Origin of the sequence: Fibrella musci, assembly GCF_041321105.1 — a bacterium.
GTDB classification, from domain to species: Bacteria; Bacteroidota; Bacteroidia; order Cytophagales; family Spirosomataceae; genus Fibrella; species Fibrella musci.
This window is the reverse complement of the sequence record NZ_JBGGWD010000010.1, coordinates 1-26,676: the sequence shown is the minus strand read 5'-3', so window position 1 is coordinate 26,676 and position 26,676 is coordinate 1. Positions and strand designations below refer to the sequence as shown.

At 53.4% G+C, this 26,676-nt stretch carries 21 protein-coding genes; 13 read left to right on the top strand and 8 right to left on the bottom strand.

All coding sequences use genetic code 11. From position 1 onward, the window contains the following. Nucleotides 1-114 precede the first annotated feature (114 nt). The 6 genes from ACAW74_RS26785 to ACAW74_RS26760 all read left to right on the top strand — a co-directional run bounded on the left by ACAW74_RS26785 (nucleotide 115) and on the right by ACAW74_RS26760 (nucleotide 7,105). Entirely contained in the window at nucleotides 115-879 is a 765-nt protein-coding gene (locus ACAW74_RS26785) for a phosphosulfolactate synthase (protein ID WP_370701339.1), read from the top strand. A 103-nt stretch (nucleotides 880-982) separates the two neighbouring features. Beyond that, nucleotides 983-1,636: a DedA family protein gene (locus ACAW74_RS26780; protein ID WP_370701338.1), complete on the top strand. Its 654-nt coding sequence runs from the start codon at nucleotides 983-985 to the stop codon at nucleotides 1,634-1,636. Nucleotides 1,637-1,843: 207 nt separating this feature from the next. Beyond that, nucleotides 1,844-4,090 carry an ATP-binding protein gene (locus ACAW74_RS26775; protein WP_370701337.1) on the top strand — a complete coding sequence of 749 codons (2,247 nt, stop codon included), beginning with the start codon at nucleotides 1,844-1,846 and terminating at the stop codon, nucleotides 4,088-4,090. Nucleotides 4,091-4,095: 5 nt separating this feature from the next. Then, nucleotides 4,096-4,521, top strand: coding sequence for a response regulator (locus ACAW74_RS26770; RefSeq protein WP_370701336.1), 426 nt, complete (start codon nucleotides 4,096-4,098; stop codon nucleotides 4,519-4,521). 78 nt (nucleotides 4,522-4,599) lie between these two features. Then, entirely contained in the window at nucleotides 4,600-5,151 is a 552-nt protein-coding gene (locus ACAW74_RS26765) for a biliverdin-producing heme oxygenase (protein WP_370701335.1), read from the top strand. 31 nt (nucleotides 5,152-5,182) lie between these two features. Next, a complete protein-coding gene (locus ACAW74_RS26760; protein ID WP_370701334.1) occupies nucleotides 5,183-7,105 on the top strand; it encodes an ATP-binding protein in 1,923 nt (640 codons plus the stop codon). A gap of 86 nt (nucleotides 7,106-7,191) precedes the next feature. Here the strand turns inward: ACAW74_RS26760 and ACAW74_RS26755 are convergent, their stop codons facing one another. The 3 genes from ACAW74_RS26755 to recQ all read right to left on the bottom strand — a co-directional run bounded on the left by ACAW74_RS26755 (nucleotide 7,192) and on the right by recQ (nucleotide 12,117). Continuing rightward, nucleotides 7,192-8,373, bottom strand: a complete 1,182-nt coding sequence (locus ACAW74_RS26755; protein WP_370701333.1) for a PSP1 domain-containing protein — start codon at nucleotides 8,371-8,373, stop codon at nucleotides 7,192-7,194. Nucleotides 8,374-8,479: 106 nt separating this feature from the next. Beyond that, a complete protein-coding gene (gene purD, locus ACAW74_RS26750; RefSeq protein ID WP_370701332.1) occupies nucleotides 8,480-9,778 on the bottom strand; it encodes a phosphoribosylamine--glycine ligase in 1,299 nt (432 codons plus the stop codon). Nucleotides 9,779-9,888: 110 nt separating this feature from the next. Then, complete coding sequence (recQ, locus tag ACAW74_RS26745) at nucleotides 9,889-12,117, bottom strand: DNA helicase RecQ (RefSeq protein WP_370701331.1); 2,229 nt, start codon at nucleotides 12,115-12,117, stop codon at nucleotides 9,889-9,891. Between the two features lie 237 nt (nucleotides 12,118-12,354). Between recQ and ACAW74_RS26740 the strand changes: the two genes are divergently transcribed. Then, a complete protein-coding gene (locus ACAW74_RS26740; protein ID WP_370701330.1) occupies nucleotides 12,355-13,359 on the top strand; it encodes a KpsF/GutQ family sugar-phosphate isomerase in 1,005 nt (334 codons plus the stop codon). Nucleotides 13,360-13,477: 118 nt separating this feature from the next. Then, nucleotides 13,478-13,915, top strand: coding sequence for a nuclear transport factor 2 family protein (locus ACAW74_RS26735; RefSeq protein WP_370701329.1), 438 nt, complete (start codon nucleotides 13,478-13,480; stop codon nucleotides 13,913-13,915). A 96-nt stretch (nucleotides 13,916-14,011) separates the two neighbouring features. Here the strand turns inward: ACAW74_RS26735 and ACAW74_RS26730 are convergent, their stop codons facing one another. Next, nucleotides 14,012-15,499 carry a M20/M25/M40 family metallo-hydrolase gene (locus ACAW74_RS26730; protein WP_370701328.1) on the bottom strand — a complete coding sequence of 496 codons (1,488 nt, stop codon included), beginning with the start codon at nucleotides 15,497-15,499 and terminating at the stop codon, nucleotides 14,012-14,014. A gap of 151 nt (nucleotides 15,500-15,650) precedes the next feature. Between ACAW74_RS26730 and ACAW74_RS26725 the strand changes: the two genes are divergently transcribed. Next, complete coding sequence (locus ACAW74_RS26725; RefSeq protein WP_370701327.1) at nucleotides 15,651-16,883, top strand: 4-hydroxy-3-methylbut-2-enyl diphosphate reductase; 1,233 nt, start codon at nucleotides 15,651-15,653, stop codon at nucleotides 16,881-16,883. A 289-nt stretch (nucleotides 16,884-17,172) separates the two neighbouring features. Here ACAW74_RS26725 and ACAW74_RS26720 read toward each other — a convergent pair whose 3' ends face one another. From ACAW74_RS26720 to ACAW74_RS26710, 3 genes are all read right to left on the bottom strand, one after another. Then, entirely contained in the window at nucleotides 17,173-17,502 is a 330-nt protein-coding gene (locus ACAW74_RS26720; RefSeq protein WP_370701326.1) for a hypothetical protein, read from the bottom strand. Further along, on the bottom strand, nucleotides 17,499-18,653 hold the full coding sequence (locus ACAW74_RS26715) for an AAA family ATPase (protein ID WP_370701325.1): 1,155 nt from the start codon (nucleotides 18,651-18,653) through the stop codon (nucleotides 17,499-17,501). Before ACAW74_RS26715 ends, ACAW74_RS26720 begins: the two co-directional genes overlap by 4 nt. Before the next feature lie 139 nt (nucleotides 18,654-18,792). After that, nucleotides 18,793-20,478, bottom strand: a complete 1,686-nt coding sequence (locus tag ACAW74_RS26710; RefSeq protein WP_370701324.1) for a glycoside hydrolase family 10-like protein — start codon at nucleotides 20,476-20,478, stop codon at nucleotides 18,793-18,795. A gap of 219 nt (nucleotides 20,479-20,697) precedes the next feature. Here ACAW74_RS26710 and ACAW74_RS26705 point away from each other — a divergent pair, with 219 nt between their 5' ends. Next, nucleotides 20,698-23,568, top strand: coding sequence for a TonB-dependent receptor (locus tag ACAW74_RS26705; RefSeq protein WP_370701323.1), 2,871 nt, complete (start codon nucleotides 20,698-20,700; stop codon nucleotides 23,566-23,568). Nucleotides 23,569-23,601: 33 nt separating this feature from the next. Next, nucleotides 23,602-25,305, top strand: coding sequence for an IPT/TIG domain-containing protein (locus ACAW74_RS26700; RefSeq protein WP_370701322.1), 1,704 nt, complete (start codon nucleotides 23,602-23,604; stop codon nucleotides 25,303-25,305). 97 nt (nucleotides 25,306-25,402) lie between these two features. Here ACAW74_RS26700 and ACAW74_RS26695 read toward each other — a convergent pair whose 3' ends face one another. Continuing rightward, nucleotides 25,403-25,546, bottom strand: a complete 144-nt coding sequence (locus ACAW74_RS26695) for a DUF2256 domain-containing protein (RefSeq protein ID WP_370701478.1) — start codon at nucleotides 25,544-25,546, stop codon at nucleotides 25,403-25,405. Between the two features lie 134 nt (nucleotides 25,547-25,680). On the opposite strand from ACAW74_RS26695, the gene ACAW74_RS26690 reads away from it, so the two are divergent. Both ACAW74_RS26690 and ACAW74_RS26685 read left to right on the top strand, forming a co-directional pair. Continuing rightward, nucleotides 25,681-25,959 (top strand): TIGR03643 family protein, encoded by a 279-nt coding sequence (locus ACAW74_RS26690; protein WP_370701321.1) that lies wholly within the window; start codon nucleotides 25,681-25,683, stop codon nucleotides 25,957-25,959. Nucleotides 25,960-26,133: 174 nt separating this feature from the next. Then, the gene (locus ACAW74_RS26685) at nucleotides 26,134-26,595 is read left to right on the top strand and encodes an Lrp/AsnC family transcriptional regulator (protein ID WP_370701320.1); all 462 of its coding nucleotides are present in this window, start codon (nucleotides 26,134-26,136) and stop codon (nucleotides 26,593-26,595) included. Nucleotides 26,596-26,676 lie beyond the last annotated feature (81 nt).

Here is a 26,676-nt window from a genome sequence, read left to right as displayed (position 1 = left end):
TTTAACTAAGCAGAACCGGGCAAACGGGCGCCTATTTGTGGATTAAATTGTGAGAATCAGGTAAGTGTTGCTACTTTTGGGCGATTTTGCAAACACAGGCCACTGCTTGATTCAATGAACTATACATTAACCCAGATTCCTGACCGTACGATGAAGCCCCGCGAAAAGGGCCTTACTATGGTTATGGACAAGGGCCTCAGCGTCCGCGAAGTAGAAGATATGCTGTCGGTTTCGACCGATCACATCGATATTGTTAAGCTCGGTTGGGCTACCTCGTTTGTTACGCCCCACCTGCAGCAGAAACTTGATACCTACCGGTCGGCAGGGATTCCTGTTTACTTCGGGGGTACGTTGTTTGAGGCGTTTGTTGTTCGTAATCAGTTCGACGACTACCGCCGTCTACTCGATAAATATGACCTGAAGCACGCCGAAGTATCGGATGGTTCGATCGACATGGACCCCGATGTGAAGTGCAATTACATTCGTACGCTGTCGGAGCAGGTAACGGTGTTGTCGGAGGTGGGCTCGAAAGACGAAGCCAAAATCATCCCGCCGTATAAGTGGATCAAACTCATGACGGCCGAGCTCGAAGCGGGCGCCTGGAAGGTAATCGGTGAGGCGCGCGAAGGTGGCACGGTCGGGTTGTTCCGGTCGAGCGGCGAGGTTCGGCAGGGGCTGGTTGAAGAGATTCTGACGCAGGTTCCGTTCGAAAAAATCATCTGGGAAGCCCCTCAGAAAGAGCAGCAGGTCTGGTTTGTTAAACTGCTGGGAGCCAATGTCAACGTCGGCAATATTGCGCCCAACGAGATTATCCCGCTGGAAACTATCCGGCTGGGGCTGCGGGGCGATACGTTCACGCATTTCCTGGATAAAGCATAATCCGGGCCGACGTCCCTGCGGCGTTTGCGAAGTAGTCAACCGAGTAAGTCGCCACAAAACCATCCGGCGGTGAGACGCAATTCGTTGTGTCGCAATATGAGTTATGGAAGTAATCAAATCCCTCATCGATTTCCTGCTTCACCTCGATAAGTTTCTCGATGCGTGGGCCAACGACTACGGCGTACTGCTGTATGCCATTCTGTTTCTGATCGTTTTTACTGAAACGGGACTGATTGTGATGCCGCTACTCCCCGGCGATTCACTGCTCTTTGCGGCTGGCGCACTGGCCGCCCGCGACACCAACGACCTGAGCGTTGGGGTCATTATCCCGCTTTTGATTGTGGCGGCGCTGCTGGGCGACAACGTCAACTACTTCGTCGGGAAGAAGCTGGGGGCGCAGATCAAAATGCGCGAACGGATTCTGTTCTTTAAGCGCGAATACATCACCGAAACCGAGAAATTTTACGAAAAACACGGTGGACGCACGGTTATTCTGGCGCGGTTCATTCCGATCGTCCGGACGATCGCGCCATTTGTGGCGGGTGCGGGCAGCATGAATTATGGTACGTATATCCGTTACTGTGTCGTGGGCGCGGTATTGTGGGTGGTGAGTATTTCGCTGCTGGGTTATTTCTTCGGCAATATTCCATTCGTGCAGAAAAACTTTGAAATCGTTGTCTTCGGCATCGTTGGTTTGTCGATAATGCCCATTATCGTGCAGTTCCTGAAAACGAAGCTGACACGCGGTGCTGCTTAATTTGCAGCGTAATCAGGTACATAAAACGTCTAGCTTCCAACGTTCTTATTTTCGTTGAAGGCTAGACGTTTTGTTTAACTAACGGACCCTGTACTCTTTAACAAAGATGTAGATTTGCAATCTACCGGATAAACAATCTGCCTGCGTAAAGACGATGCCCCCTCCTGAACGGGGCACCGGCGGCAGCGTACTAGATAGAATAGCGCTATGAAACCCGCGTACGACATAACTAACTGTGATCAGGAGCCTATTCAATGGCCCGGCTTTATCCAGTCGCACGGGTATCTGCTAGCGTTAGACCCCACCACATTCACGATTTGGCAGGCCAGCGAAAATAGCGAGGCGCTTACCCATCAGCCCGCCGCCGCAATCATTGGCAAACCAATTGCCGAAGTACCTTTCGGTGATCAGCCAGGTACGTTGATGCAGCACCTGCTGACGCTGGCCATGCAGCACAGCTCGCTGGAGTCGTTCAATCCGTATCAGGTGACCATCAACGGGCAGGTCTGGTACGTTTTGCTACACCTGCACGATGGCGCGCTGATCATGGAAATGGAGCCGGTCGATACCGAGAAAAAGGTTTCGTCGGTAACCATGCCCGTGCTGCTATCGCAAACCATGAGCGAAACGCAGCGCAGCCACTCGATCAACTCCCTGTTCAGTAAGATTGCCCCCAAAATCAAAGAAATTACGGGTTTTGAGCGGGTCATGATCTACCGCTTCAGCGAAGACTGGCATGGTGAAGTCATTGCCGAAGCCCGCGAACCTCATCTGGAACCGTTTCTGGGCCTGCATTATCCGGCCTCCGACATTCCGAGGCAGGCGCGGGAGATGTACAAAATCAATCTGGTACGCAGCGTGGTCGACGTGCAGGAGGATCAGGTGCCCCTCTACCCGGTCAACTACGCGCAACATAACCGCCCGCTCGACCTGACGCACGCCAGCCTCCGGGCTGTTTCGTTGCTGCACATCGAGTACCTCAAAAACATGGGCGTACGGTCGAGCATGAGCATCTCGCTCATCTACCGGGGCGAATTGTGGGGGCTCATCGCCTGCCATCATTATAGCGGTCCGCGGTTCATCGATTATCCCACCCGGCAGTCGGTAAAGCTGATCAGTCAGCTGCTGTCGACGGCGCTGGAAATCCGGAAAGACGACGATGACGCCGATTTTGCTCAGCAGCTACAGAACCACGAGCAAACCCTTTACCATCAGATGCTGGGCGACTGGGATGTGGTACAGGGGCTGACCAAGCACAGCACAACGGTGCTCGATATGAACACGGCCACGGGGGCAGCCTTAATGTTTGAAGGCAAGCTGTATACCCTCGGCGACACGCCGCCCGACGACGAGATCGTGAACCTGGTAACGTGGCTGAAAACAACGTCGACCGAAACGGTTTTTCAGACCAACCAGCTCCCCAACTTATACCCGCCTGCCGAGGCCTACCGTAAGCGGGCATCGGGCATGCTGGCGCTGATGCTCTCCCGCGAAATGGACGAGTACCTGCTGTGGTTCAAGCCCGAACAGATTCAGACGGTGCTGTGGGGAGGAAACCCCGAAAAACCTGTAACTGTCGACGAAAAAGGCGAAGGGCGGATCAGTCCGCGTAAAAGTTTCGATAAATGGGCCGAACTGGTGCGGAACAAGTCGGTGCCGTGGCGGCAGGTAGAGGTATCGGTGGCCCTCAGGCTGCGCGAAGACCTGCTCCAGCTTGTGTCGCAGAAAGCCAATCAGATTCGGGCTCTCAACGAGCAGTTGCGTCTGGCCTACGAAGAACTGGAAGCATTCAGCTACACAGTATCGCATGACCTGCGTACGCCGCTGTCGTCGATAAAAAGCTACCTCGAAATCTACGAGGAAGATTACGGCGACCAGATGGATGATGGGGCGAAGGGGCTTTTCAATAAAGTGGTGAAAGCCTCGGATCGGATGGGCATGCTCATTCGGAACGTGATGCATTATTCACGCACAAGTCGCAACGAGATCACGGTAGAGCGGCTTACGATGTCCTCGTTGCTGCATCAGATCCAGGATGAGCTACAAGTTGCACTCGCCAGCAGCGGCCACCACGTGACCATTACCATTGGCAAAACGCCTGAGTTATACGGTGATCACACGATGGTAACCCAAGTGTTTAGCAACCTGATGTCGAATGCAGTCAAGTATTCCCGGCACGTTGAGAAGCCGATAGTGCGTGTAGAAGGCCAGGAAAACGAACACGAAATCATTTATTCGGTTACTGATAATGGTATCGGTATCGACATGAGGCAGGCAGGCAAGGTATTTGAGCTTTTCAAACGACTTGACTCGGCTGCCGACTACGAAGGGTACGGCGTTGGGCTGGCTATTGTGAAGCGAATCATGGGCCGCCACCGGGGTAAAGTCTGGTTCAACAGTACACCGTATCAGGCTACCACGTTTTATGTGTCATTTCCCAAAATAGCTCAGTAACGATCATGCTCGATATACTGTACGTTGAAGATAATCAGGACGAAGTGGATGTATTCAAGCGGGTGATCAAACGCCTGAGTACACCCCCTACGTTTACGATTCTGACGAGCGGCACGGAGGCTATCGACTTTCTGCTTCAACAGGGTACGTATCAGGGGCAAAGTGTACCGATGCCACGTCTGGTGCTGGTCGACCTGAATTTGCCGGGTCACAGCGGCTTTGAGGTTATTCAGCAGGTACGTGCCACCAGCCGTACCCGCTACCTGCCGTTGGTGGTGTACAGTACGTCTGAGAACCCGAAAGATATGCGCCGGGCCTACGAGCTGGGCGCCAATGCGTATATGATTAAACCCGATAGCTACCACGAAGTGAGCGATATGATGCGACAGGCTATTGATTTCTGGCTCTCCCAAAGCCAACAGATGCCGTAACGGGATCAGCCATCAGCCAATTGGGCCGGCCAACCGCCACAAGGCCAATGAATGACACCGGATGATCGTTTCGTACCAATGGATATACTTACTCAACTGAAACTAGAAACACGAACCCGTCACGAGCAAACCGAACGGCTGCTGTATGCGCAGCAACTGATGGACGGTTTGCTTACCCGCGACGAGTATGTGCACTTGCTGACCATTCATTATCGATTCCATCAGGCTCTGGAAGCGGCGGTAACCAAACAGGCTGGTGCCCTGGCTGGTTATGATTATCAGGCTAGCCGAAAAACCCCCTGGCTGGTGGCCGATCTGCAACGTATGGGGGTACCGTTACCAAGTCCGGCGGCTGATTTGTTTGCTGGCTGGAACGCCACGCAACTGTTAGGGGCGCTCTATGTAGCAGAAGGCTCTATGTTGGGCGGGCAGGTGATTGCCAAAGCACTGCGCCGCACGCCTGCCCTCGCCGATGTTGATTCTCAGTTCTTTGGGGGCTACGGTGCGCAAACCGGCCCTCGCTGGAAAGCCTTCTGTACGTACCTGACCCAACGCGCAGAAGGTCACCAAATCGCCGTAGTAGCGGCAGCCGATCAGGCATTTAGCTATTTTCAGCAATTAGCCGCTTAATTAGACTTGTCTTAACAAACCGCCCAACCTTGTGAATAACGACGACGGAATGGCCTCAACTAGGCTGAAACCCCTGATTGAGCGGGCATTCGACGCATCGGTAAATGGCGTTATCGTGCTGGAAGCCATTCGCGACGAGCAGGGCCAAATTCGCGATTTTCGATTTGGCGTAGCCAACGAGGCAGGCCTGCGCGTGGTTGGGCATACCCGCGAAACTCTGTTGGGGCATACCGTGCGGGAAATCTACCCGGCGTCCAGCGGGCTGCTTGAGCAGTACTTGCGGGTTTGTAACACGGGCGAGAAACATACCATTGAAACCTATTATCCCGAGCAAAACAAGTGGCGGGCTATAACGGTGGTGCCCATAGAGGAGGGCGTCATGGTAACGTACCTGGACATCACGGCCCGTAAAAAAGCCGACGAGGCCGTATCGCAACAGGCGCAGTTGCTAAACGACATCATGGAAAGCGGCCCTATGGGGCTGGTTGTCCTCAAAGCCGAGCCTTCTGCCGCCCGCGTGCAGGATTTTAGTGTTGTGCGCATGAATTCGCTGTTTCGGGATGAGATTTGCCAGACCCAAACAGACCTGATCGGCAAGCCACTTGCTGCTGCCTTCCACAACGCCCGCGAGTCGGGGCTGTTATCTCGCTGTATTCTGGGCGTTAAGCTGGGTGAAGCCCAGGAGTTTGAAATGCCTTCGGGCGCAAACGGACATCGTAGTTGGTATCGGGTGGCTATGGCTCCCCAAAAAGATCAACTCATTCTGGCGTTAACCGATATAACAGCAACCCGCAAAGCACAACTGGCCTACCACTCGCAGGCCCAATTGCTGGAGTCGGTGCTCGATGGTTCGCAAAACGCGATTGTAGCCTTCGACGCCATGCGGAATGTCGATGGGCAGATCGTCAATTTTCGGTTTATTCTCCAAAACGAAGCCAATCGGCGGTGGATGAATCGCACCGATAAACAGGTGGTCGGCTATACGCTTCTCGACTTTTACTCAGCAAGCTATGCCAACGAGTTGCTGAGCCGGTGCCGACAGGTTATCGACACCGACGTGCCCTACCGCGGTGATATCACCTATGATTACGGCAATGGCCCCGGTTTTTATGACCTGTCGATTGTCAGGCGGGGCGACGGGGTGGTGCTGACCATGCAGGATAAGACAAGCGAAAAACTGGCAGAAGACAACCTGCTTGCCAATCAGCAGCAACTCGAAGCCGCCAACCTCGAACTGCGCCGGAGCAACGATAACCTTCAGTCGTTCACCTACATAGCCAGTCATGATTTGCAGGAGCCGCTCCGCAAAATTCAGTCGTTCGGCGATATTCTGAAGAATCAGCGGGCTACCGAACTCGGCCCGGATGTGGAACTGCTGGAGCGGATGCAGTCGGCCGCCCGGCGCATGTCGATGCTCATTCAGGATCTGCTGACCTATTCGCGCCTCTCGACCCGGAAAGAAATCACCAATTCGGTGTCGCTCAATGCCGTCGTGACCGACGTGTTGCTCAATCTGGAACTCGCAGTAGCCGAATCGGGCGCTATAGTCGACGTACCTGAGCTACCCATAGTGCGGGGCGATGCGTCGCAATTACGGCAGCTTTTTCAGAATCTGTTCAGCAACGCCATTAAGTTCAAAAAGGCGGGTGCCATTCCGCACATCCAGGTACGTACCCAGCGGGTTATCGCCGCCGATGCCCCCACGCTGCTCGACCCCACCCGTACGCAGGGTTATCACCGTATCGATATCATCGACAACGGCATTGGTTTCGAGCCGCGCTACCTCGACCGTATTTTTCAGGTGTTCCAGCGCCTTCATAGCAAAGCCAAATACGCCGGAACGGGTATCGGCCTGGCCATCTGCGAAAAAGTGGTAAACACCCACGGTGGCGCTATCACGGCCACCAGCCAGCCCGGCGAGGGAGCCACGTTTACCGTTTATTTGCCCATATAACGTATAGACACGTCCGTTTTACCGGGTCGATAAACACGAAAAGGGCTTCCATATTGGAAGCCCTTTTCGCTGATATAGTACCGCAACTACCGTTTTTTCTTCTTTCGACGATTGCTACTGCTGCGGTTCTGGCTGGCGTATTTCTTGTCCAACTGGGTCAGATCGGCGTTGAGGGCGGCGGCGGAAAGCGCTTCCTTCTCGCCAACCGGCGTGAGCACATCGAACGACTCCGGTACAACGCCCTGCTTATTCAGCGCCACGATCTCCAGCACTCGAGCAATGGGCAGCGGATGCCAGGTGCTCTCCGAACTGTAGCCAAACCACATGATCTTGCGGAAGATGTCGGTCTTCTGCAGGAAAGCACGGCCTTTCTGGGTTTCCAGCGGCTTCTCGACCGTCGGAATGTCGCGTAACGCATCCACGTAGGTGTCGAGTTCGTAGTTGAGGCAGCACTTCAACCGACCGCATTGCCCCGATAGTTTGGCCGGATTGAGCGATAGGTTCTGGTAGCGGGCAGCCGAGGTAGTGATGTTCTTGAAATCGGTTAGCCAGGTCGAGCAGCAAAGCTCACGGCCACACGAACCCAGCCCACCAATGCGCCCCGCTTCCTGCCGCAGACTAATCTGCCGCATCTCGACGCGCACCTTGAACTCCGATGCCAGCATCTTGATCAGCTCCCGAAAATCAACGCGCTCCTCCGACGAGTAGTAGAACGTCGCTTTCGTGTTGTCGGACTGAAACTCGACATCGGAGAGCTTCATCTGCAACTTCAGGTCGCGCACGATCTCACGGGCACGGTAGAGGCTCGGCAAATCGCGCAGAATGGCCTGTTCGTGCTTTTCAAGGTCGCGTTGGGTAGCTACCCGCTGAATCACCTTCGTGTCGTCGTTGACCTGAACATGCTTGCGCTTGAGTTGCAGCCGCACCAGATCGCCCTGCATTGATACCGCGCCCAAGTGGTAGCCCGAAGTCATCTCGCACACCACAAAGTCGCCCGTAGTGAGGTCAAGGTTATGGACATTGCGGAAGTACTCCTTACGACCGCCTTTAAATTTTACCTCAACAACGGTATAGCCGTCGCGGGTATTGGGTGCGTTTGATGGGAGCATGTCGCTCAACCAGTCAAACGAGTTTAGTTTATTGCAGCCGCCTGATGAACAGCCCCCGCTCGAACAGCCCGCCGTTTTGGTCGCTACAGCCACCTCACCAGCGTCGGTTGTCCGGGCGCGAGATCCGCATCCGCCAACAGCACAGGATTGACATCCCATTTTTGAATGTACAAAGTATAATGAACAATGTACAATGGCTTTACTGAACACGTACCTGACTCATGATAACAGTCATTATACAGTGTTCATTGTACATTGTACATTTTCAGTCTTGGTACCGGATCAGATCCAGTCCTATATCTTTTCGGAAATATTTTCCGTCGTATGTTACCGTTCGGGCCGCTTCCTGCGACTTCCGTACGGCGTTTTCGAGCGAGTTGGCAATGGCTGTGATTGCCAGCACGCGTCCTCCGTTGGTCACAACCTGCCCGTCGAGGTTGGTTGTGCCCGCATGAAAAGCGGTTACGTCATCGAGGCGGTCGAGGTCAGCAATGGCTTTGCCTTTCTCGTACGCATCGGGGTAGCCGCCCGAAACCAGCACCGTCGTAACGGCGGTCTGTGGCAACACCTGCATCGTCACTTTGTCGAGTTCGCCATCGGCCGTGGCCACCAGCAATTCGACCAGATCGGTCTGAATCCGCGGCAGTACCACTTCCGTTTCGGGATCACCCATCCGGGCGTTATACTCAATGACGTAGGGGTCACTTTTCACGTTCATCAACCCAATAAAAATGAAGCCTTTGTAGACGATACCTTCCTGCTGAAGGCCCGCCATCGTGGGCTTCACAACCCGCTCCTCGACTTTCCGGAGAAACGTGTCGTTGGCAAACACCACCGGCGAAACAGCCCCCATGCCACCCGTATTGGGGCCGGTGTCGCCTTCGCCGATGCGCTTGTAATCTTTGGCTTCGGGCAGCAGCTTGTAGTTGGTGCCGTCGCTCAGGACAAATACCGACAGTTCGATGCCCCGCAGAAACTGCTCGATCACGACCCGGTGGCCTGCTTCGCCAAACCGGCCGTCGAGCATCTCACGCAGCGTATCCTGGGCCTGCGCCACGGTGTCAGCAATAATAACGCCCTTGCCTGCCGCCAGGCCATCAGCTTTTAACACGACTGGCAGCGTATGTGTTTCCAGATAAGCCAGACCCTCGTCCAGGGTTTCGCCAGTAAACGTGCGCGAAGCGGCCGTCGGAATACCGTGCTTCGCCATAAAGGTCTTCGAAAAATCTTTGCTTCCCTCCAGCTGTGCTCCCATCGCATCGGGCCCCACAATACGCAACGTACCGCGCGGCGGACCGTCCAGATCGGGTTGCTGACGCAGGTAGTCGACTACGCCTTTCACCAGCGGTTCTTCCGGGCCAACCAGCAGCAAATCGATCTGATGGGTACGTATGGCCCCGGCAATGGCGGCAAAATCGGTAACAGCAATGGGTAAGTTGGTCGCCATCTGCGCGGTACCGGCATTGCCCGGCGCTACAAACAGATGATCGCACAACGGACTCTGGGTCAGTTTCCATGCAAAGGCATGTTCGCGCCCCCCCGAGCCAAGTATAAGTATATTCATTTTTAGGGTTTGATGTTTAACGTCTGATGTCTGGCGTTACGCTGCTCAGAACCAAGTCATGTATGGGTGTGGAACAACGTCAAACGACAAACAGCAAACATCAAACGACTTTAATTGGCTACTTCTGACAGGAATTTGATCCGCATGAGGCGGAGTTCCTGCTCGGTAAAATCGTCGCCCTGGAATTGCTGCATGGCAACGGCAATATTGTCTGTTTCGGCCCGCATGAAATACTCGAAAATCTCGTCCTGCCGGTCTTCGTCGATAATCTGATCGATGTAATAATCGAGGTTTAGCCGCGTACCCGAGTAGCAGATGTGCTCGATTTCTTCAACCAGATCAACGAGCGTCAGGTCTTTGGCTTCGGCGATTTCGTCGAGGTCGATTTTCCGGTCGATCTGCTGAATAATGTAGATTTTGATCTTCGACTTGTTGACGGTCGACTTTACAACGACGTCTTTGGCCGTTTCGATGTCGTTTTCTTCAACGTATTTGGTGATCAGGTCGATAAACGGCTTGCCGAATTTCTGCACCTTGCCCATACCCACCCCGTTGATCTGCGCCATTTCTTCGCGCGTGGTTGGGTACGTTGTCGCCATCTCCTCCATCGAAGGATCCTGGAAGATCACGTAAGGAGGCAGGTTTTTCTCCTTGGCAACTTTCTTCCGCAGCGCCTTCAGCAGCCCCAGCAGTTCTTCGTCGTAGGCATTGCCACCGTTGCCTGCTGTGGCTTCGTTGCTGTCTTCTTCTTTGGCGTCGGCTTCGGCCTGTTCGTAGTCGTGGTCGGTCGAGAGCATCACGGGGTAGGGATCCTCGATGTAATTCATGCCCTTCTGCGTGACGCGCAGCACCCCGTAGTTGTCGACGTCTTTCTCAAGAAAGCCCAGAATCGTGATCTGCTTGATGAGCGAGCACCAGACGTTGCAATCTTCGCTAAACGACTTACCCTTGCCATAGAGCTCGAGTTTGTCGTGCTCGTAGCTAGTAATGTATTGGTTATCAGTAGCCGTTAGCACGTCGGCGAGGTGACTCACATCGAAGCGCTGATCGGTCTGCAACACCGTTTGCAATGCCAGAATAATTTCGGCCTGCGCTTTAAACTTGGGCGTGGGTTTCAGGCAGTTGTCGCAGAAACCACAATCCTTCTCCATGTATTCGCCAAAGTAGCCCAGCAGTTGTCGACGGCGACACACACCAAGGTTGGCATAGGAAACCATCTCCTGCAAGAGATGCTTGGCGTTGTCGCGCTCGGTAACAGGCTTGTCTTTATTGAATTTCTCCAGCTTCACAATGTCGTCGTAGCTGTAGAACATAATGCAGTTGCCTTCGAGCCCGTCGCGGCCCGCCCGGCCTGTTTCCTGGTAATAGCCTTCGAGCGATTTGGGGGCATCGTAGTGAATCACAAACCGAACATCGGGCTTATCGATACCCATTCCAAAGGCGATGGTAGCGCACACAACGTCGACTTCCTCGTTCAGAAACGCATCCTGATTGGCAATACGGGTCTGTGGGTCGAGGCCGGCGTGGTAGGGGAGTGCCCGCACGTCGTTGACCCGCAGCAGTTCGGCAATGTCTTCGGCGGTTTTGCGGCTCAGGCAATACACAATGCCCGATTTACCTTTGTTGTGCTTGACGTATTTGATCAGCGCTTTCTTGGCATCGACTTTCGGCTTGATCTCGTAATACAGGTTTTTGCGGTTGAACGACGTCTTGAACACGTCGGCATCTTCCATATTCAGGTTCTTCTGAATATCCTGCTGCACCTTGGGCGTGGCCGTAGCCGTGAGCGCAATAACGGGCAGGCCCATGCGGCCCGAGTGGTGCCCGATGTTGTCGACGATGCCCCTGATTTTGCGGTATTCCGGCCGGAAATCGTGCCCCCATTCCGAAATACAGTGCGCTTCGTCGATGGCAACAAACGAGATGACTGCCTTCTTCAAGAAGTCGAGGTTCTCCTCTTTCGTCAGCGATTCAGGCGCAATGTAGAGGAGCTTGAGGGTGCCGTTGAGCGTATCTTTCTTTACCTTGGTCATCTCGGTTTTCGAGAGCGTCGAGTTCAGAAATTGCGCGTTGATACCAAAGGCGTTTAGTTGATCGACCTGATTCTTCATCAGGGCAATCAGCGGCGAGATCACGATGGCGGTACCTTCTGAAGCGATAGCGGGTAGCTGATAACAAAGGGATTTGCCTGCCCCGGTGGGCATGATGACAAAGGTGTTTTTGCCTGCCAGGATATTGTGAATAATCGTTTCCTGGTCGCCCCGAAATTGGCTGAATCCAAAAATTTCTTTCAGCCGCTCCTTCAATGTTGTCTGGATAGACTGGTCAATTTGCATCATGGTACGCTACTTAAGGAAGGTGGTTGGAGCTTGTGTGCGTTTCTATCTTTGCGAATCCCTACTAGGTTTGTTTGTCGATGAAGCAGTTTGTTGGCAAAGCAACAAATAGACAAACCCTGTAGAGGTACTACTTAGTTAACTTTAACAATACGCTGATAAAGTAAGACGTATCGGTGTTTACTTCTACGGGTAAAGCGAATTTACAACCCATTACCCGTATCAAAGCAGTTCTTGAGATTGAAACTAACAAAAAATTGGCAATCCATTGCCCGCGATGTTATGCTGGCCGAGGCTGAGGCCATTCGCGCCGCCACCGCCCACATCGGTGAGTCATTCGAGCAGTGTGTCGAGACGATTCGTCGGCTGACCGGGCGGGTGGTGATTACGGGCGTGGGCAAGAGCGCACTCATCGGGCAAAAGATCGTAGCAACGCTCAATTCGACCGGTACACCCGCCCTGTTTATGCACGCGGCCGATGCCATTCATGGCGATTTGGGCATGGTGCAGGCGACCGATATGGTGATGGCCATTTCGAAAAGCGGCAACACGGCCGAAATCAAAGTACTGGTGCCGCTCATTCACCGCACGGGTGCCAAACTGATCGCGCTGGTGGGAGAACCGGATTCGTACCTGGCCAAACAGGCCGATTTTGTGTTGCTGGCTCCCGCCGACCGCGAAGCCGACCCGCTCAATCTGGCCCCGACAACGAGCACGACGGTGGCGATGGCTCTTGGTGATGCGCTGGCTATTGCGCTGCTTACGGCCCGCGGCTTCACCCGGCAGGATTTTGCCCGGTATCATCCCGGTGGCGCGCTTGGGAAAAAGCTGTATCTGAAAGTGAGCGATTTGTTTCCGAACAATCAGTGCCCGTATGTGCTGCCACATACCAGTATTCACGATACGATGATGACCATGTCGGCGGGGCGGCTGGGCGCGGCGGCCGTGCTTGATGTGCCGGGTGCAACCGAAGCGCAGGCGGCCATCGCGTCAGGTACGTTGCTGGGCATTATCACGGACGGCGACGTGCGGCGTATGGTAAGTCAGCACGATAATTACCACCACCTCTGCGCGCGCGACATCATGACGGTGAATCCCGTCTGCGTTTCGCCCGACGACTATGCGGTGGCCGCTCTGGAGGTGATGCAGGCGCGCAACATCACACAGGTACTGGTGGCTACACCGCCCAATCAATTGATTGGGTTTGTGCACCTGCACGATTTGCTGCGGGAAGGGCTGGTTTAGCGGCGCAGGTGATCCGGTGTAAAGTCTCTGTTAACCATTGGGCCGCCGGGCCAATGCGCGTTGGAAATGACCGGGCGACTGCCGACTTTTACCAGAAATCAAATGCATCTCTTTTTTTATGAAAAAAATGCTATTTCTGGTGGGTACGTTGCTGACCACTGCCGGTGCGTTTGCTCAGACGACTGCTGCTGAACCAGCTGGTCTGGCGACGGCTTTTTGTAAAGCAATTGAGGCGGAAGATGCCGCTGCCCTAACTGCCATCACTACCGACGATTTCACGATCACCAGTTTCGATGGGCAAACGGCCGACCGAGATTTGCTGAGTCAGGCCTTGAGCGGCGCTTATTTGGTGACCGAAACTATGCCCGCCAACAACATACGCAGCCGTACCTATAACGGAAATACGGCGATCGTTACGGGCGACTCTAAGTTCAAAGGGGCTTTGCAGGGCACCAATTTCAACGCCAATGTGGTCTTTATCGCCACTTGCGTGAAAGTCGGCAACAATTGGAAAATCGCCAGCTTCCAGCTATCGGGTATGCCGGGTGGGAATTGAATGAATGATGTATAGTGTAGAATGAATAATGGGCTGGCGCAAGAGTAAGGCGCGCCAGCCCATTATTCATTCTACACTATACATCATTCATTAACTCTACTCCTTCCAGCGCCACTCGTTGGCAATCTGGAGGGGTGTACGAAGGCCCTGTGCGATGAGGTAATCGCGGGTGCGGGTATCGTCGAAGCGGCGGGTCGGGATGTCGCTGGCGTCGGCGAGGGCGTAGAGCAGCATAGCGCTGTACCGAACGGTGTTGGTGAGTTGTGCCTTGTCGACCAGATTGATGCGGTCGCAGTTGGCGTGGTAGCAGTCGAGCACCTCGCGAGCCAGGTTGCCATTCATACCGATCACGGGTACGCCCTCAATCATAAACGGCTGATGATCAGAGTGAAGGCCTGCCTGATTGGTCAGCGTATTGGCAAAATTAGCATCCGTTTTCTGGATCGCTTCGCCTACCGTTTTCAGCAGTGGAATGATCTCTTCCCGGCCAAACGCATTGAACCCAACCGGGTTGTTGGTCATGTCGAGGTTCAGCACATAACGTACCTGATCGAGTTTGCCCGCTTTTTTGTAGGCTTCGGCCATCGCCCGTGAGCCAAGCAACCCTTGTTCTTCGCCCATAAACAAGACAAACTCAATCGTGCGGGCGGGCTTCAGTTTCAGCGCTTTAAACGTTCGGGCAATGTCCATCACCGAAAACGAACCGATGCCGTTGTCGATCGCCCCCGTGGCCAGATCCCACGAGTCGAGGTGGCCGCCGATCACGATTTTCTCGTTCGGGTATTTCGAGCCGGGGAGCGTCGCCACCACGTTGCGCGCCTTGATCTTCCGGCTCGCGTTGGTCATGTCGATCTGGGCGTTGAGGTGGTCGTTTTGCTCTTCGGTCATCCATTTGCGCAGCGCCTGCCCGCTTTCGTAGGAAATACAGACCGCCGGCACCGGAATCAGCTTGCCCGTTACCGAGGCTGTGCCGGTGAGCAGCACGTTGCCCGGAACCAGATTCACCATGATTACCCCCTTGGCGCCATGCTGAATGGCGAGGGCCGTTTTTTCGGAACGGTGCAGGTTGCGGGCGCCTTTCGTCGGGTTCGACAGCCCGATGTTGACCAGTGCGATTTTTCCTTTGATCTGATCTTTCAGCGCCGCAAAATCGCCTTCCAGCCCATTGCCTACGTCGATGATTTCGCCCCGAACGTGCGCATCCACGGGTGAGTGCGCCAGCGAGACCACCCGCACGTCGCGGTAATTGTCTGATTTGTTAGGGACAATCGACAGCGTGCAGGTGTCGCGCATCCACGATTCCACCTCAAACGAATCGTAACGCACGTCTTTGAACCCATACGAGCGGAGCAGGTTGAAAGCGTACTCTTCGGCTTTGGCACCGTTGGGGCTACCCGTCAGGCGGTGGCCGATCCGGGTCGAGGCGTCGGCGAGGGTTTCGTAGGCCTGCCCATGTTGCATCACCTCCTGGTTGATGCGTTCGAATACCTTTTCCAGCGAGGGCCGAAGCGGGTTAAGCGGTAGAAAAGCGACCGACCCAAAGGTGGCAGCCAGGACAAAAGAAAGCGTAAACGATCGTCTCATTCAGAGAATACAGTCAGGTTGTTATGGGCGCTGTTGGCGAGTTACCAAGATACGAAAGAAGTTTGACGTTCGGCGGTAAATCGGATACCGAACGAAGCGCCCGTGCCCGATGTTGACCGAATAGGCTGGTAGGGCTGTACCTTTGTCACCCATGAAAACGTTCGACATTCCCGAGTATTACCGTAGCACCATTATTACGCCGCTGAAGGAGTATCGCCGCAAACGCGACAAACTTAAGCGCGATTTTACGCCGACGACGCTCGACTTCGGTCCGGTTCGGTTTCAGATTGCGCGGCATTTTGGTTTCTGCTACGGCGTCGAGAATGCAATCGAGATTGCCTACAAGGCGATCGCTGAGAACCCGGGGAAACGAATTTTTCTCCTGAGCGAGATGATCCACAACCCCGACGTCAACGCCGATTTGCTCAGTCGGGGTGTGCAATTCCTGCTCGATACGTCGGGTCGGCAACTGATTCCGTTTGCCGAACTGACGCCTGCCGACGTGGTGATCATCCCCGCTTTCGGCACAACTCTCGAAACTCAGCGCGAGCTCGCGCTGATTGGCCTCGACGTAGAAACGTACAACACGACCTGCCCTTTCGTAGAGAAGGTGTGGAACAAGGCCAGCCAGATCGGCAAGAAGGATTACACCATTGTGGTGCATGGCAAACCCACGCACGAAGAAACCCGGGCTACCTTTTCGCACAGCAAGGAATCGGCCCCGACGGTGGTGGTAAAAAACATGGCGCAGGCCCAACGCCTGGCGTTGTATATCACTGGCGAACGAAGCCCGGACCAGTTTTACGACGAATTTGCCGGGCAGTATTCCTCCGGATTTGACCCTACCCGCGATCTACGTCGGATCGGGGTTGTGAATCAGACCACCATGCTGGCGTCTGATACACAAGGTATTGCTGATTTTCTGAAGCTGGTGATGATCCGTCAGTATGGACTGGAGGAAGGGTCGGCCAGTGTAGAAGAGCACTTCGCCAATACCCGCGATACGCTTTGTTACGCCACCAACGACAACCAGGATGCGACCTACGCGCTGCTAACGTACCCAGCCGACCTGGCAATTGTGGCGGGCGGCTACAACTCGTCGAACACGTCGCACATCGTGGAGCTTTGCGAAGAGAAACTCCCCACCTACTTCATCGAATCGGCCGATAAAATCCTGTCTGATACGCTGATTCGCCATTTCAATCTGGCCACAAAGCAGGAAATCGTGACCGAGACGTACCTGCCGACCACGCGCCCCGTTACGGTGTTGCTTACCTGTGGCGCTTCCTGCCCCGACGCCGTTGTTGAAGGCATCCTGAACCGCCTGCTCTCCTTCTTTCCTGACGCTAAACCCGTGTCAGAAGTGATGGGCGCGTTTGCGTAAAGAGTTAAGCGGCATTTGCATGTAGAACTGCTTCTACTTGTAAATGAAAGTGTTTGAAACTTCTTGATGACTTGATCAACCTGTCGAATTCTCGCTTCTTCACGGCCTCTCGGACTACTGATTCAATGCGTTGGCGATCAGGTTTATTGTTGCCATAAACGCGCTTTTTTGTTTCGTCTTTCGATATTGATTCGAGGCTGTTGGCGGGGACTTGTTGTTGTAAATAGCTGACCCAGCAGTCAATAGCCTGAATAGGTACGTATAGAATAATTTTTGATTCAAATAATTTTTAGACTTTTCCCATACGGTTTTTTATTTCCTCTATACGCTCTGCATGTTTCTCCTGTTCATCCGTATGATCTGGTTTATCCAAGTCAATGCCGACAATGCAGAAATCGCAGGGCTCTCGGTTATCGAGAAAGGACTGATTACATAACGTACCTGCTTCCTGTAACACCTTTGACATACTTGGGTGCTTGGAAACAGGTATTTGTATCCTTGTTCTGATAAGTTGCCGGTTAGGTAAATGCCTACTTGCCATCCATTGTAAGTAGGCTGGTATCAACTCATATTCGGCAAAACCTTCGCTGATCAGCGTATACCGTAACGTTGGTTTCATGCTATAATGGGTGGTACGCCACCTAGGAGGCCATACAACCAGTTTTCGCTAAGATTTGTAGTTAGATCAATGGGATCTAACCCAAGCTCCTCGTTCCTCTTATTCGTCGGTTCTATAATATCAGTTTGAAGATTCCGTACATAGGTGGCCCCTTCTTCATCTTTATCGAAGACAAAAACGGACTCTGGTCGCGTCGAAAACTCATCCAACACATGTTCATTATGTGTAGTCAGAATGATCTGAATGTCTTTCTCAGCCGCTAGCCTGAATATAAAATCCATAACCTCGCGTATCCGGCGAGGGTGAATACCTTTTTCGGGTTCTTCTAGCAAAAGGATTTTAGGTGGATCAGGCTGGTTGATAATGCACAATAAAGCCAAGAAATATAAGGTTCCTTCTGATAACTCGTCCGCCCAGTATTTTACTTTCTGTTTACCGTTAGTTAAACCAAGCCTTTTATATGTCCCTGCTCCGTACTGTTTAATAAGGTCTTCGTTAGCTACTATGCTTTGAAAATTTATTTCTGAAAATTCAGGTACACAGACCTTTAAATCTCTTTTAATTTTTGAAAATATTTCGGGTTGGTCATCTCTTATATAGTCAAAAAAAGCAATAATGTTTGATGCATCTGATAGAATGTAGTTATCTCCTAACCCTACTATTGATGGCTGAATAATCTTATTGGGATCAGGTCTGTAAATTCTGATTTTTCCCAAATAGTCGTACATGCTATTAAAAACAAATTCATCCGGAAAGATATCCTGTGAGTCATTCAATGAATATACTATGTTTTTAATGTCTTTAGATTTGGAAGTATGTAGCTTAATTTCTACATTTTGCTTGAATGACTGCAGGAAGGGGTCATGCCTCTTGGCTGAATAATAAAAACTAATAAAATTGTAGTCTTCAAGAAAATCAGGATACATAGAGCTAAACAATAGCTCTATTTTTAAATCTGAAAAATTATATTTCTTAAATGGAATATTTATATCTGTTATAATTTTTTCGTTATAGTTTCTTACGAACTCCAGAGCCTTCAAGAAATTTGTCTTTCCGGAGTTGTTCGGTCCGATCAGTAAATTAACTTTTTGTAGATCGAGCGTTACGTCTTTCAAGCTTTTAAAGTTTTGTATGGAGACGCGCTTGAGCATGATTTAATCGTCGTTTATGCAATAGTACGTATTTTGACTAGCAGATCGAATAGGTACTCCCGATATAGTAAGCCTGTACACAGCAGTGCACTGACCAAACGTCAACGTGGTCAGTGCACTGCTGTGTATTGTTCTGGGATCAATTCACGCCAGCCCGGTACACGACTGAGGTAGCGGCACTTTCGTTGTGCAAGCGGTCGAAGGCTGTGATCGTGTAGGTGTACCGCTTTTTCGGGTCAGCCGAGCGGTCGATCAGGCGCGTACCTTGTTCTGCGGGGCGGATCGCCAAAATCCGCCGGGGATCGGTGGTACGGGGTAAACGCACGCCTTCCGTCCGGTACACCACATAATAACGTACCCGGTCGAGCTCGGTGGGTTGAGCCGGTTCTTCCCAAAACAGTTCGATTCCGTCGGTAAGTGGCGCGGCTTTGGCGTTTTGCGGCTGACCCGGCGGCACATCATCGAGCCAGGGCATGGTGGGTACCAGCGCTGGATGCTGGTAAAATCGCGTTTGCAGCGTATCACGGCAGGCGAGCAGGTTATTCTTCAGCGATTTGGCACTGAAAAAAACGCTGCCGAGTACATCGGCATATTGGCGGTTATGGCGCAACTGATCGCCCAACTGCTTGGGTTCAAGCCAACCCGCTTCCGACCCACGCCCCAGCCGGTATGGCCCCTGTCCTATATATAGGTGTCGGTTACCCTTGTTTTTGATCCACCAGTCGACGAGCACTTTGTAATTGGCCCGGTCAAATTTGGTTGAGAAATAAATCTGCGGAACGATATAGTCGGCCCAGTCTTCGCGTGCCCACTTGCGGATGTCGGCGTAGAGATCGTAAAAGGCCTGCCCGCCGTAGGTGAGCGAACCCTGTGGGTCGTTCTTCTGGTTTTTCCAGACGCCAAACGGGCTGATGCCGAACTTCACCCACGGCTTCGTGACCTGAATGGAGTCGCCAATCTGCCGGATGAGCTTGTCGATGTTCTGCCGCCGCCAATCGTCTTTCTTGAGGCCATCGGGGTTGAATTGCTGAAAAGTCGCGTCGTCGGCGAAGGTTTGGCCCGCTACGGCGTAAGGGTAGAAATAGTCGTCGAAGTGTATGCCGTCGACGTCGTAGTTCCGAACGATGTTGGCCACCGTACCGGCCACATAGGCACGTACCTCGGGCAGACCCAGGTTAAAAAGCTTGCGGCCACCGTACTCGACCATCCAGTTGGGACGCTGAAAGCTGATGTTAGTAGGCGCCACACTAGCCACTTTGCTGAACGTAGCCCGGTCGAGGTTGAGCCAGGCGTGAAACTCCAGATTACGGGCGCGCGCTTCCCGAATCATAAACTCCATGGGATCGTAGAACGGATCGGGCGCCAGGCCCTGCTGCCCCGTCAGCCACTCCGACCACGGTTCGCTGCTTTTGGCGTAGAAGGCATCGGCCGCCGCCCGAATCTGCACGACTACCGCGTTGAGACCCGTTTGTTGACTCATATCAAGTAGCTCGAGAAACTCGCGCTGCTGATCCGCCACGGGTAGCCCTTTCTTGCTCGGCCAGTCGATATTATCGACTGTAGCAATCCAGACGGCCCGGAACTCGCGCTTGAGCGGTGGCAACGTACCTGACGAATCGATGATCGGTGGTTCGAGCAGGAGCGTATCCGACACGATCGGCCGGGGCTGAATAGCAGCGACTGTCACCGAGACGGGCGGCGTTACGGGTTCGGGAATGGCAGTCGTAATCGTCTTCTTGGGTGGTTCGGGTTTGGTAGGCCGTTGGCAGCGCAGCAAGCTCAACAACAGCAGCATAACAAGACCCACAGAGCAAATAATACGCATACAGGCGGAATGGCAGCTAATTCGTTTGGTAAAGATACGACATCACCATAGTCTATTGGTGTAGCCGACTAAAAACAAGGATAGTTATTGATTTACAGTGTGTTATGTATGATTGGAGAAATGGTGTAATCATAATTTAGCCGTAACCTACTGGTAATATTGGGGTAACATGACCCCGGTAGCTTTGCGGCGTCATCCAGATAATGGATTAACGCCAATATGAAAAAGCTATTACTGATTAGTTCATTCTGCTGCCTGTCGCTGACGGTGTTCGGGCAAACAGGCATCCTGCGCGGCACGATCCGCGACGGCAAAACCCACGACGCCATCATCGGGGCCACGGTGCAGATTATGGGGCTACCCACACCGATGGGCATCAGCACCGACGTCAACGGCCAATTCGAGCTGGCAAAGGTACCAGCTGGCAGCCACACCATCCAGATCAGCTACGTATCGTACAAGACCAAGTCGGTTCCCAACGTGCGGATCGAGTCGGGCAACGCCACAGTGCTGGAAACGGATTTGTCGGAAGATAATCAGCAGTTGCAGGAAGTGGTCGTGAAAGCAGGCCGCACCACCAACACCGAAATCGCCGTAGTCGCCGAGATCAAGCAGATCAAAGCCATGGCAGTGGGCGTATCGGCGCAGCAGATTCAGAAAGCGCAGGACCGCGACGCTGCCGCCGCCATCCGCCGCGTACCGGGCGTAAGCATCGTCGACAACCGATTCGTGCTGATCCGGGGTATGAGCGCCCGCTACAACTCCGTGCTCGTCAATGATTTGATTACGCCGTCAACCGAAGTCGATACGCGCTCGTTTTCGTTCGATCTGGTACCGAGCAACATCATCGATCGGATGATCGTTTACAAAACTGGCCTGGCCGAATTGCCCGGCGATTTTGGCGGTGGTGCGATCAAGATTTATACGAAACGCCGCCCCGAACAAAATTTCATCGATGTTGGCCTGACGCTGGGCTACCGCGACAATACAACGGGCCAATCCGTGCAGTCGCACAGCCGGGGCGGGCTCAACGCACTGGGGCTCTGGAGCGCTGATCAGCAATTGCCGACGAGCTTCCCCACCAACTCAGGTACGTTCAACAACCTCAGTTCGCTGCAACGGGCGGCCTACGCCCGCCTGCTGCCCAACAACTGGGGCCTGCAACAGACAACGGTATCGCCCGATATCCGCTTTGCCCTGAATACGGGCCGTCGGTTCGACATTGGTAATGTGCGCCTGAGCAACCTGACCAGCATCAACTACGCGCAAACCAATCAGTTTGCCAACGTCGATCAGCGCCTTTATGACAACTCGGCCGTAGCCAACTCGACAGCCCAACAGTACAACGACGCTACCTATAGCCGGGGTACTCGCCTGGGTATATTGCACAACTGGTCGGCGCGTATCTCGCCGCTGTTCAACCTGGAATGGAAGACGCTGTTCAACCAACTGGGTAATACCGAAACGATCGTACGGCAGGGGCAGAACTACGCCAGCAACAATGACGTGCTAGCTTATTCGGAACGGTTTGAAAACCGGAGCATCCTGACGAGCCAACTCGCTGGAGAGCACACCATTAACGAACTCACCAAAGTGAGCTGGATTGGTGGATTCGGCTACACCGGCCGCTGGGAGCCCGATTGGCGCCGCGCCCGCTACCTGCGCGCTATTGGCACTACGGACCCGTTCACCATTACCACCCCAATTGACCCGACGCCAACCGAAACGGGCCGCTTTTACTCTCGCCTTCACGAGTATGTGTACTCGGGCGTGGCCAACTACGAGCATACGTTCGGCAACCCTACCGATCGCGAACCGAACCGTATCAAAGCAGGGGTGTATTACGAGCAGAAGAACCGCGATTTCAGCGCCCGCTTCTACGGCTATAATTCGGTAGGTGAAAATGCGCTAAATGCCCGTACCCAAGATATAGGCTCGGCCTTCACGTTCGATAATGTGAATGGCTCAAATGGCCTGACGCTCCGCGATGCTACTCGCGATGTCGACTCGTATCGCGGTCTGAACAGCTATTATTCGGCTTACGTAAGCGGCGATGTATATCTGGGTAGCCGTACCAACCTAACGCTGGGTTTCCGGGGCGAATACAATGATCAGAGCCTGCGCTCTACCATCGTGGGTGTAGATACCCGCCTGGTGTCGAACCGGATCTTTAGCCCGCTGCCGTCGCTCAACCTGACCTATAAGCTCACCGACCGGTCGAACATTCGCCTGGCCTATTCATCGACGATCAACCGGCCGGAGTTTCGGGAGATTGCCCCCTTTGAATACTACGATTTCAGCCTGCTGGCCAACGTGCGCGGTAACACGACGCTGACAACGGCGACGATTCAGAACGTAGACGCCAAGTGGGAGTTTTACCCCAGCTCAGGCGAGCTGATTTCGGTGACGGGCTTCTACAAGCATTTCCGTAATCCTATCGAATCGCTGCTGCTGCTGAACCCCAACGTGCTCTCATACACCTTCATGAATGCGCAGTCGGCGCAGAACTACGGGGTGGAAGTTGAAATCCGGAAAGGATTTACTGAGTCGGCCAGCGCTTTCCTGAAAAACCTGACCCTGGTGGGTAACCTGTCGCTGATCCGCAGCCGCGTAAATGTGGGCGAGGTCGTGAAAGCCCCTGATTTGGGTGGCGCCATCCAGGAATATCGTGGTCTGACCGACGCCGAACGTCCTCTGGCCGGGCAGTCGCCGTACCTTATCAACGCTGGTGTTTACTACGCCGCCCCGAAGTCGGGCTGGCAGGGTAATATCCTGTACAACGTGTTTGGGCAACGGATCTTCGCCGTGGGCAACGTCGACGTACCCACGATCTACGAAATGCCCCGCCACGTGATCGACCTTAACGTCACCAAAAACATTACCAATCGCTTCGAACTTCGCCTGGGTATCCAGGATATTCTGAACCAGCCGGTGCGCCTGGCCGAAGATTTCAACCGCGATGGTGTAATCGGCAAGGACGTGACCTCGCAGATCGCCAATGCCGACCAAAACCGGCGTCAGCTGCGTCGGGGAAGCTATTACACCCTTTCTGCCATCTATACCTTCGGCCGCCGAGTGATCGTGCCGTAAGGGTCCGCTTTTACTATAACCAATTCATCTCTCATGCAAGTAGTAAGCAAACTGGCCTACGCCCTGCTCGTCCTGTTCGGACTTAGTGTTGCGTTCACCGCCTGCAAAAACGACCAAGAACCGGCTCCTGTGCTGGGTATTACCAGCATTAGCCCCACAACGGCCCCCGTCAACAGTACCATTACGATCACGGGCACTCAATTCGGGACTACACCAGCCAGCAACACTGTAACGTTTGGCGGCAACGCGGTTGCCGAAGTGCTCACTGCTACATCGACGCAATTGGTTGTTCGCGTACCTGCCAACGCTCAGGCCGGTACCGTATCTGTAACGACAGGTGGCCAAACGGTCGCCAGCACGCAGACGTTCGCGATCGGTACCCGTTCAGTAATTGAGAAAACAGGCAACATTTCGGCCAACGAAACCTGGACGGCTGACAACGTGTATCTGATTCGTGGCTTTACCTACGTGAAAGCTGGTGCAACGCTGACTATTCAGCCTGGTACGGTAATCAAAGGTGGCGATGCCACACTGGACCCTACCGGTCAACAGAAAGGCGGTACCCTAATTATCGAACAGGGGGCCAAGATTGACGCAAAAGGTACGGCTACTGCGCCGATCGTGTTTACCTCTAACAAGCCAGCTGGTCAGCGGAAGTACGGCGACTGGGGTGGTATCGTCCTGATTGGTAAAGCGCCACACAACCAGAAAGGAGCTACCGGCTTCGAAGGGGGTATTTCGGGCCAGATTGGTACGTTTGCTGATGTTGCCGATAACTCAGGTACGTTGCAGTATGTGCGGATCGAATTCCCCGGTATTGCGCTGAATCCCGGAAGTGAAATCAACGGCTTGACTTTCTACGGGGTGGGTTCAGGTACGACTATCGACCACATCCAGGTATCATACTCGGGTGATGATTCTTACGAATGGTTTGGTGGTACGGTCAACGCCAAGTACCTCGTTGCTCACCGTGGCTTCGACGACGATTGGGATACCGACTGGGGTTTCTCAGGTAAGGTACAGTATGCTGTGGCCCTGCGCGATCCAAACGTAGCTGACCAATCGGGTTCAAACGGCTTCGAGTCAGACAACTTTGCTGGTACCGGCCAACCGGCCACCGACCCCAATGTTGGCCTGCCCTTGACAGCCCCCACTTTCGCTAACGTTAGCAACTTTGCCTTCAGCGGTACGCCCTCCTCAGCACCCACGTCGGGTGGTAGCGGGGCCTATCAGTCGGGTATGCACCTGCGTCGTAACACCAGCATCAGCATTTTCAACACCGTGATTGCTGGTTATCCCGAAGGATTACGGCTCGATAACGGCACGGCAGGTGGTACAGGTACGTTGGCTAACATGAACGCAGGTACGTTACAGCTGCGGGGTATCGTGCTGGCCAACACAGGCACGGCGTCGACATCGGCTGTCCGGGGCGACAACATCGCTAACACGGGCATCACCAACGCACAGGCGCAGGCTTTCTTCGGCACTGCTGCTTACACGAACATCATCATTCCGTCGGATCAGGTGGCTACACTGCTGCTGAATGCCAGCACGTTCAACCTCACGACCCCCAACTTCCTGCCGCAAACGGGTTCGCCCCTGCTAACAGGCGCTATCTGGGATGGCAAAGGTGCTGATTCATTCTTCGACAAAGTTACCTTCCGTGGCGCCTTTGGTACAACCAACTGGACGCAGGGCTGGACCAACTGGGATCCCCAAAACACGAATTACAACTAATCGGCTCTGGCCCGATTCTTAACAATCTTTTTAGTTCAATTCATATTGGTGTCGCAGGAAAGGCCGGGAGCATTGCTTCCGGCCTTTTTCGATGAGTCTAGGCGCTCCTCTTGGCATCCGCTCGGCAGCGATCACTACAATAGACGACATGCTCCCAGTCGCGTTCCCACTTCTTGCGCCAGCTGAACGGCCGGTTGCAGACAGGACATACTTTGGTCGGGAGCTCCGACTTTTTGCGCATCTTCATAACGTACCTAACCATAACGGGGTCGTCGGGTTCACCACAGAGCCACAGAGAGCACAGAAGCTATAATAAACTCCGTGACCTTTGTGGCTCTGTGGTGAACCTGACGGCCCCGTTATGGTTAACTCTATATGACAGCAACCGATATCGACCGCGTTATCGAAATGGCCTGGGAAGACCGCACGCCCTTTGATGCTATTACGGCCCAATTTGGCCTTTCCGAGCAACAGACGATCGAGTTGATGCGGCGGGAGATGAAGCCCTCGTCGTTTCGAATGTGGCGCGCCCGAGTGCAGGGACGTAAAACCAAGCATGCCGCTACATCGGTACTGACCGATGCCGAAAATGCGCCGCGATTTAAGTCGAAAAGTCAGCGGGCCATCACGTTCAATAAATTGTCAAAGCGATAATTTGGGGAAAAAATTAGACGTATCTAATCCCAATAATATGTTGCTGATTTGCCGTTAACCAAACTTTTATTTCCTTTTAACACATAATCTCGGTATATTTTTAGAATAAACAGGCGATGCTGCTTAGCTTTGCGGGATTAAAAAGACGTACAGAACCGGCAAACCTTGTCAGTGATGAAATTAGACCATATCGACCGCAAAGTCCTGGACATATTGCAATCGAACGCAAAAATCACCAACGCTCAACTATCCAAAGAAATTGGCCTCTCGCCAGCGCCTACGCTTGAACGAGTAAAAAAACTGGAAACGTCGGGTATCATTCAGAGCTACCACGCGCAGCTCGACCGCCAAAAGGTAGGGCTGGGCGTAACCACCTTCGTGATGGTGAATCTGGTTGGCCACAAAAAGATGGTGACCGATTCGTTTGTGGCCCGTGTTGAAGAGATTCCCGAAATTATCGAGTGCCACCACATCACCGGCTCGGGCGACTTCCTGCTGAAAGTGATTTCGCACGACATCGCGTCGTACCAGAAGCTGATGCTCGAAACCATCAACGAGATCGAAGAAGTCGCCAGCACCCAGACGATGGTAATCCTGTCGACGTTCAAGGAAAGCAAAGTGATGCCTATTCCTTGATGAATGCACAATGAATAATGCACGATGCACAATGGGCCGGGCGGCGGACCGCTGACGCTAGATGTTTTTGCGTCAGCGGTC

Excerpts from the sequence above, each read along its gene's own strand:
- ACAW74_RS26720 (WP_370701326.1), bottom strand. The coding sequence starts at position 17,502 with ATGAAACCAACGTTACGGTATACGCTGATCAGCGAAGGTTTTGCCGAA.
- ACAW74_RS26690 (WP_370701321.1), top strand. The coding sequence starts at position 25,681 with ATGACAGCAACCGATATCGACCGCGTTATCGAAATGGCCTGGGAAGAC.
- ACAW74_RS26765 (WP_370701335.1), top strand. The coding sequence starts at position 4,600 with ATGGATATACTTACTCAACTGAAACTAGAAACACGAACCCGTCACGAG.
- ACAW74_RS26705 (WP_370701323.1), top strand. The coding sequence starts at position 20,698 with ATGAAAAAGCTATTACTGATTAGTTCATTCTGCTGCCTGTCGCTGACG.
- ACAW74_RS26775 (WP_370701337.1), top strand. The coding sequence starts at position 1,844 with ATGAAACCCGCGTACGACATAACTAACTGTGATCAGGAGCCTATTCAA.
- recQ (WP_370701331.1), bottom strand. The coding sequence starts at position 12,117 with ATGATGCAAATTGACCAGTCTATCCAGACAACATTGAAGGAGCGGCTG.
- ACAW74_RS26770 (WP_370701336.1), top strand. The coding sequence starts at position 4,096 with ATGCTCGATATACTGTACGTTGAAGATAATCAGGACGAAGTGGATGTA.
- ACAW74_RS26735 (WP_370701329.1), top strand. The coding sequence starts at position 13,478 with ATGAAAAAAATGCTATTTCTGGTGGGTACGTTGCTGACCACTGCCGGT.
- ACAW74_RS26725 (WP_370701327.1), top strand. The coding sequence starts at position 15,651 with ATGAAAACGTTCGACATTCCCGAGTATTACCGTAGCACCATTATTACG.
- ACAW74_RS26730 (WP_370701328.1), bottom strand. The coding sequence starts at position 15,499 with ATGAGACGATCGTTTACGCTTTCTTTTGTCCTGGCTGCCACCTTTGGG.
- ACAW74_RS26785 (WP_370701339.1), top strand. The coding sequence starts at position 115 with ATGAACTATACATTAACCCAGATTCCTGACCGTACGATGAAGCCCCGC.
- purD (WP_370701332.1), bottom strand. The coding sequence starts at position 9,778 with ATGAATATACTTATACTTGGCTCGGGGGGGCGCGAACATGCCTTTGCA.
- ACAW74_RS26780 (WP_370701338.1), top strand. The coding sequence starts at position 983 with ATGGAAGTAATCAAATCCCTCATCGATTTCCTGCTTCACCTCGATAAG.
- ACAW74_RS26715 (WP_370701325.1), bottom strand. The coding sequence starts at position 18,653 with ATGCTCAAGCGCGTCTCCATACAAAACTTTAAAAGCTTGAAAGACGTA.
- ACAW74_RS26755 (WP_370701333.1), bottom strand. The coding sequence starts at position 8,373 with ATGGGATGTCAATCCTGTGCTGTTGGCGGATGCGGATCTCGCGCCCGG.
- ACAW74_RS26695 (WP_370701478.1), bottom strand. The coding sequence starts at position 25,546 with ATGCGCAAAAAGTCGGAGCTCCCGACCAAAGTATGTCCTGTCTGCAAC.
- ACAW74_RS26700 (WP_370701322.1), top strand. The coding sequence starts at position 23,602 with ATGCAAGTAGTAAGCAAACTGGCCTACGCCCTGCTCGTCCTGTTCGGA.
- ACAW74_RS26710 (WP_370701324.1), bottom strand. The coding sequence starts at position 20,478 with ATGCGTATTATTTGCTCTGTGGGTCTTGTTATGCTGCTGTTGTTGAGC.
- ACAW74_RS26685 (WP_370701320.1), top strand. The coding sequence starts at position 26,134 with ATGAAATTAGACCATATCGACCGCAAAGTCCTGGACATATTGCAATCG.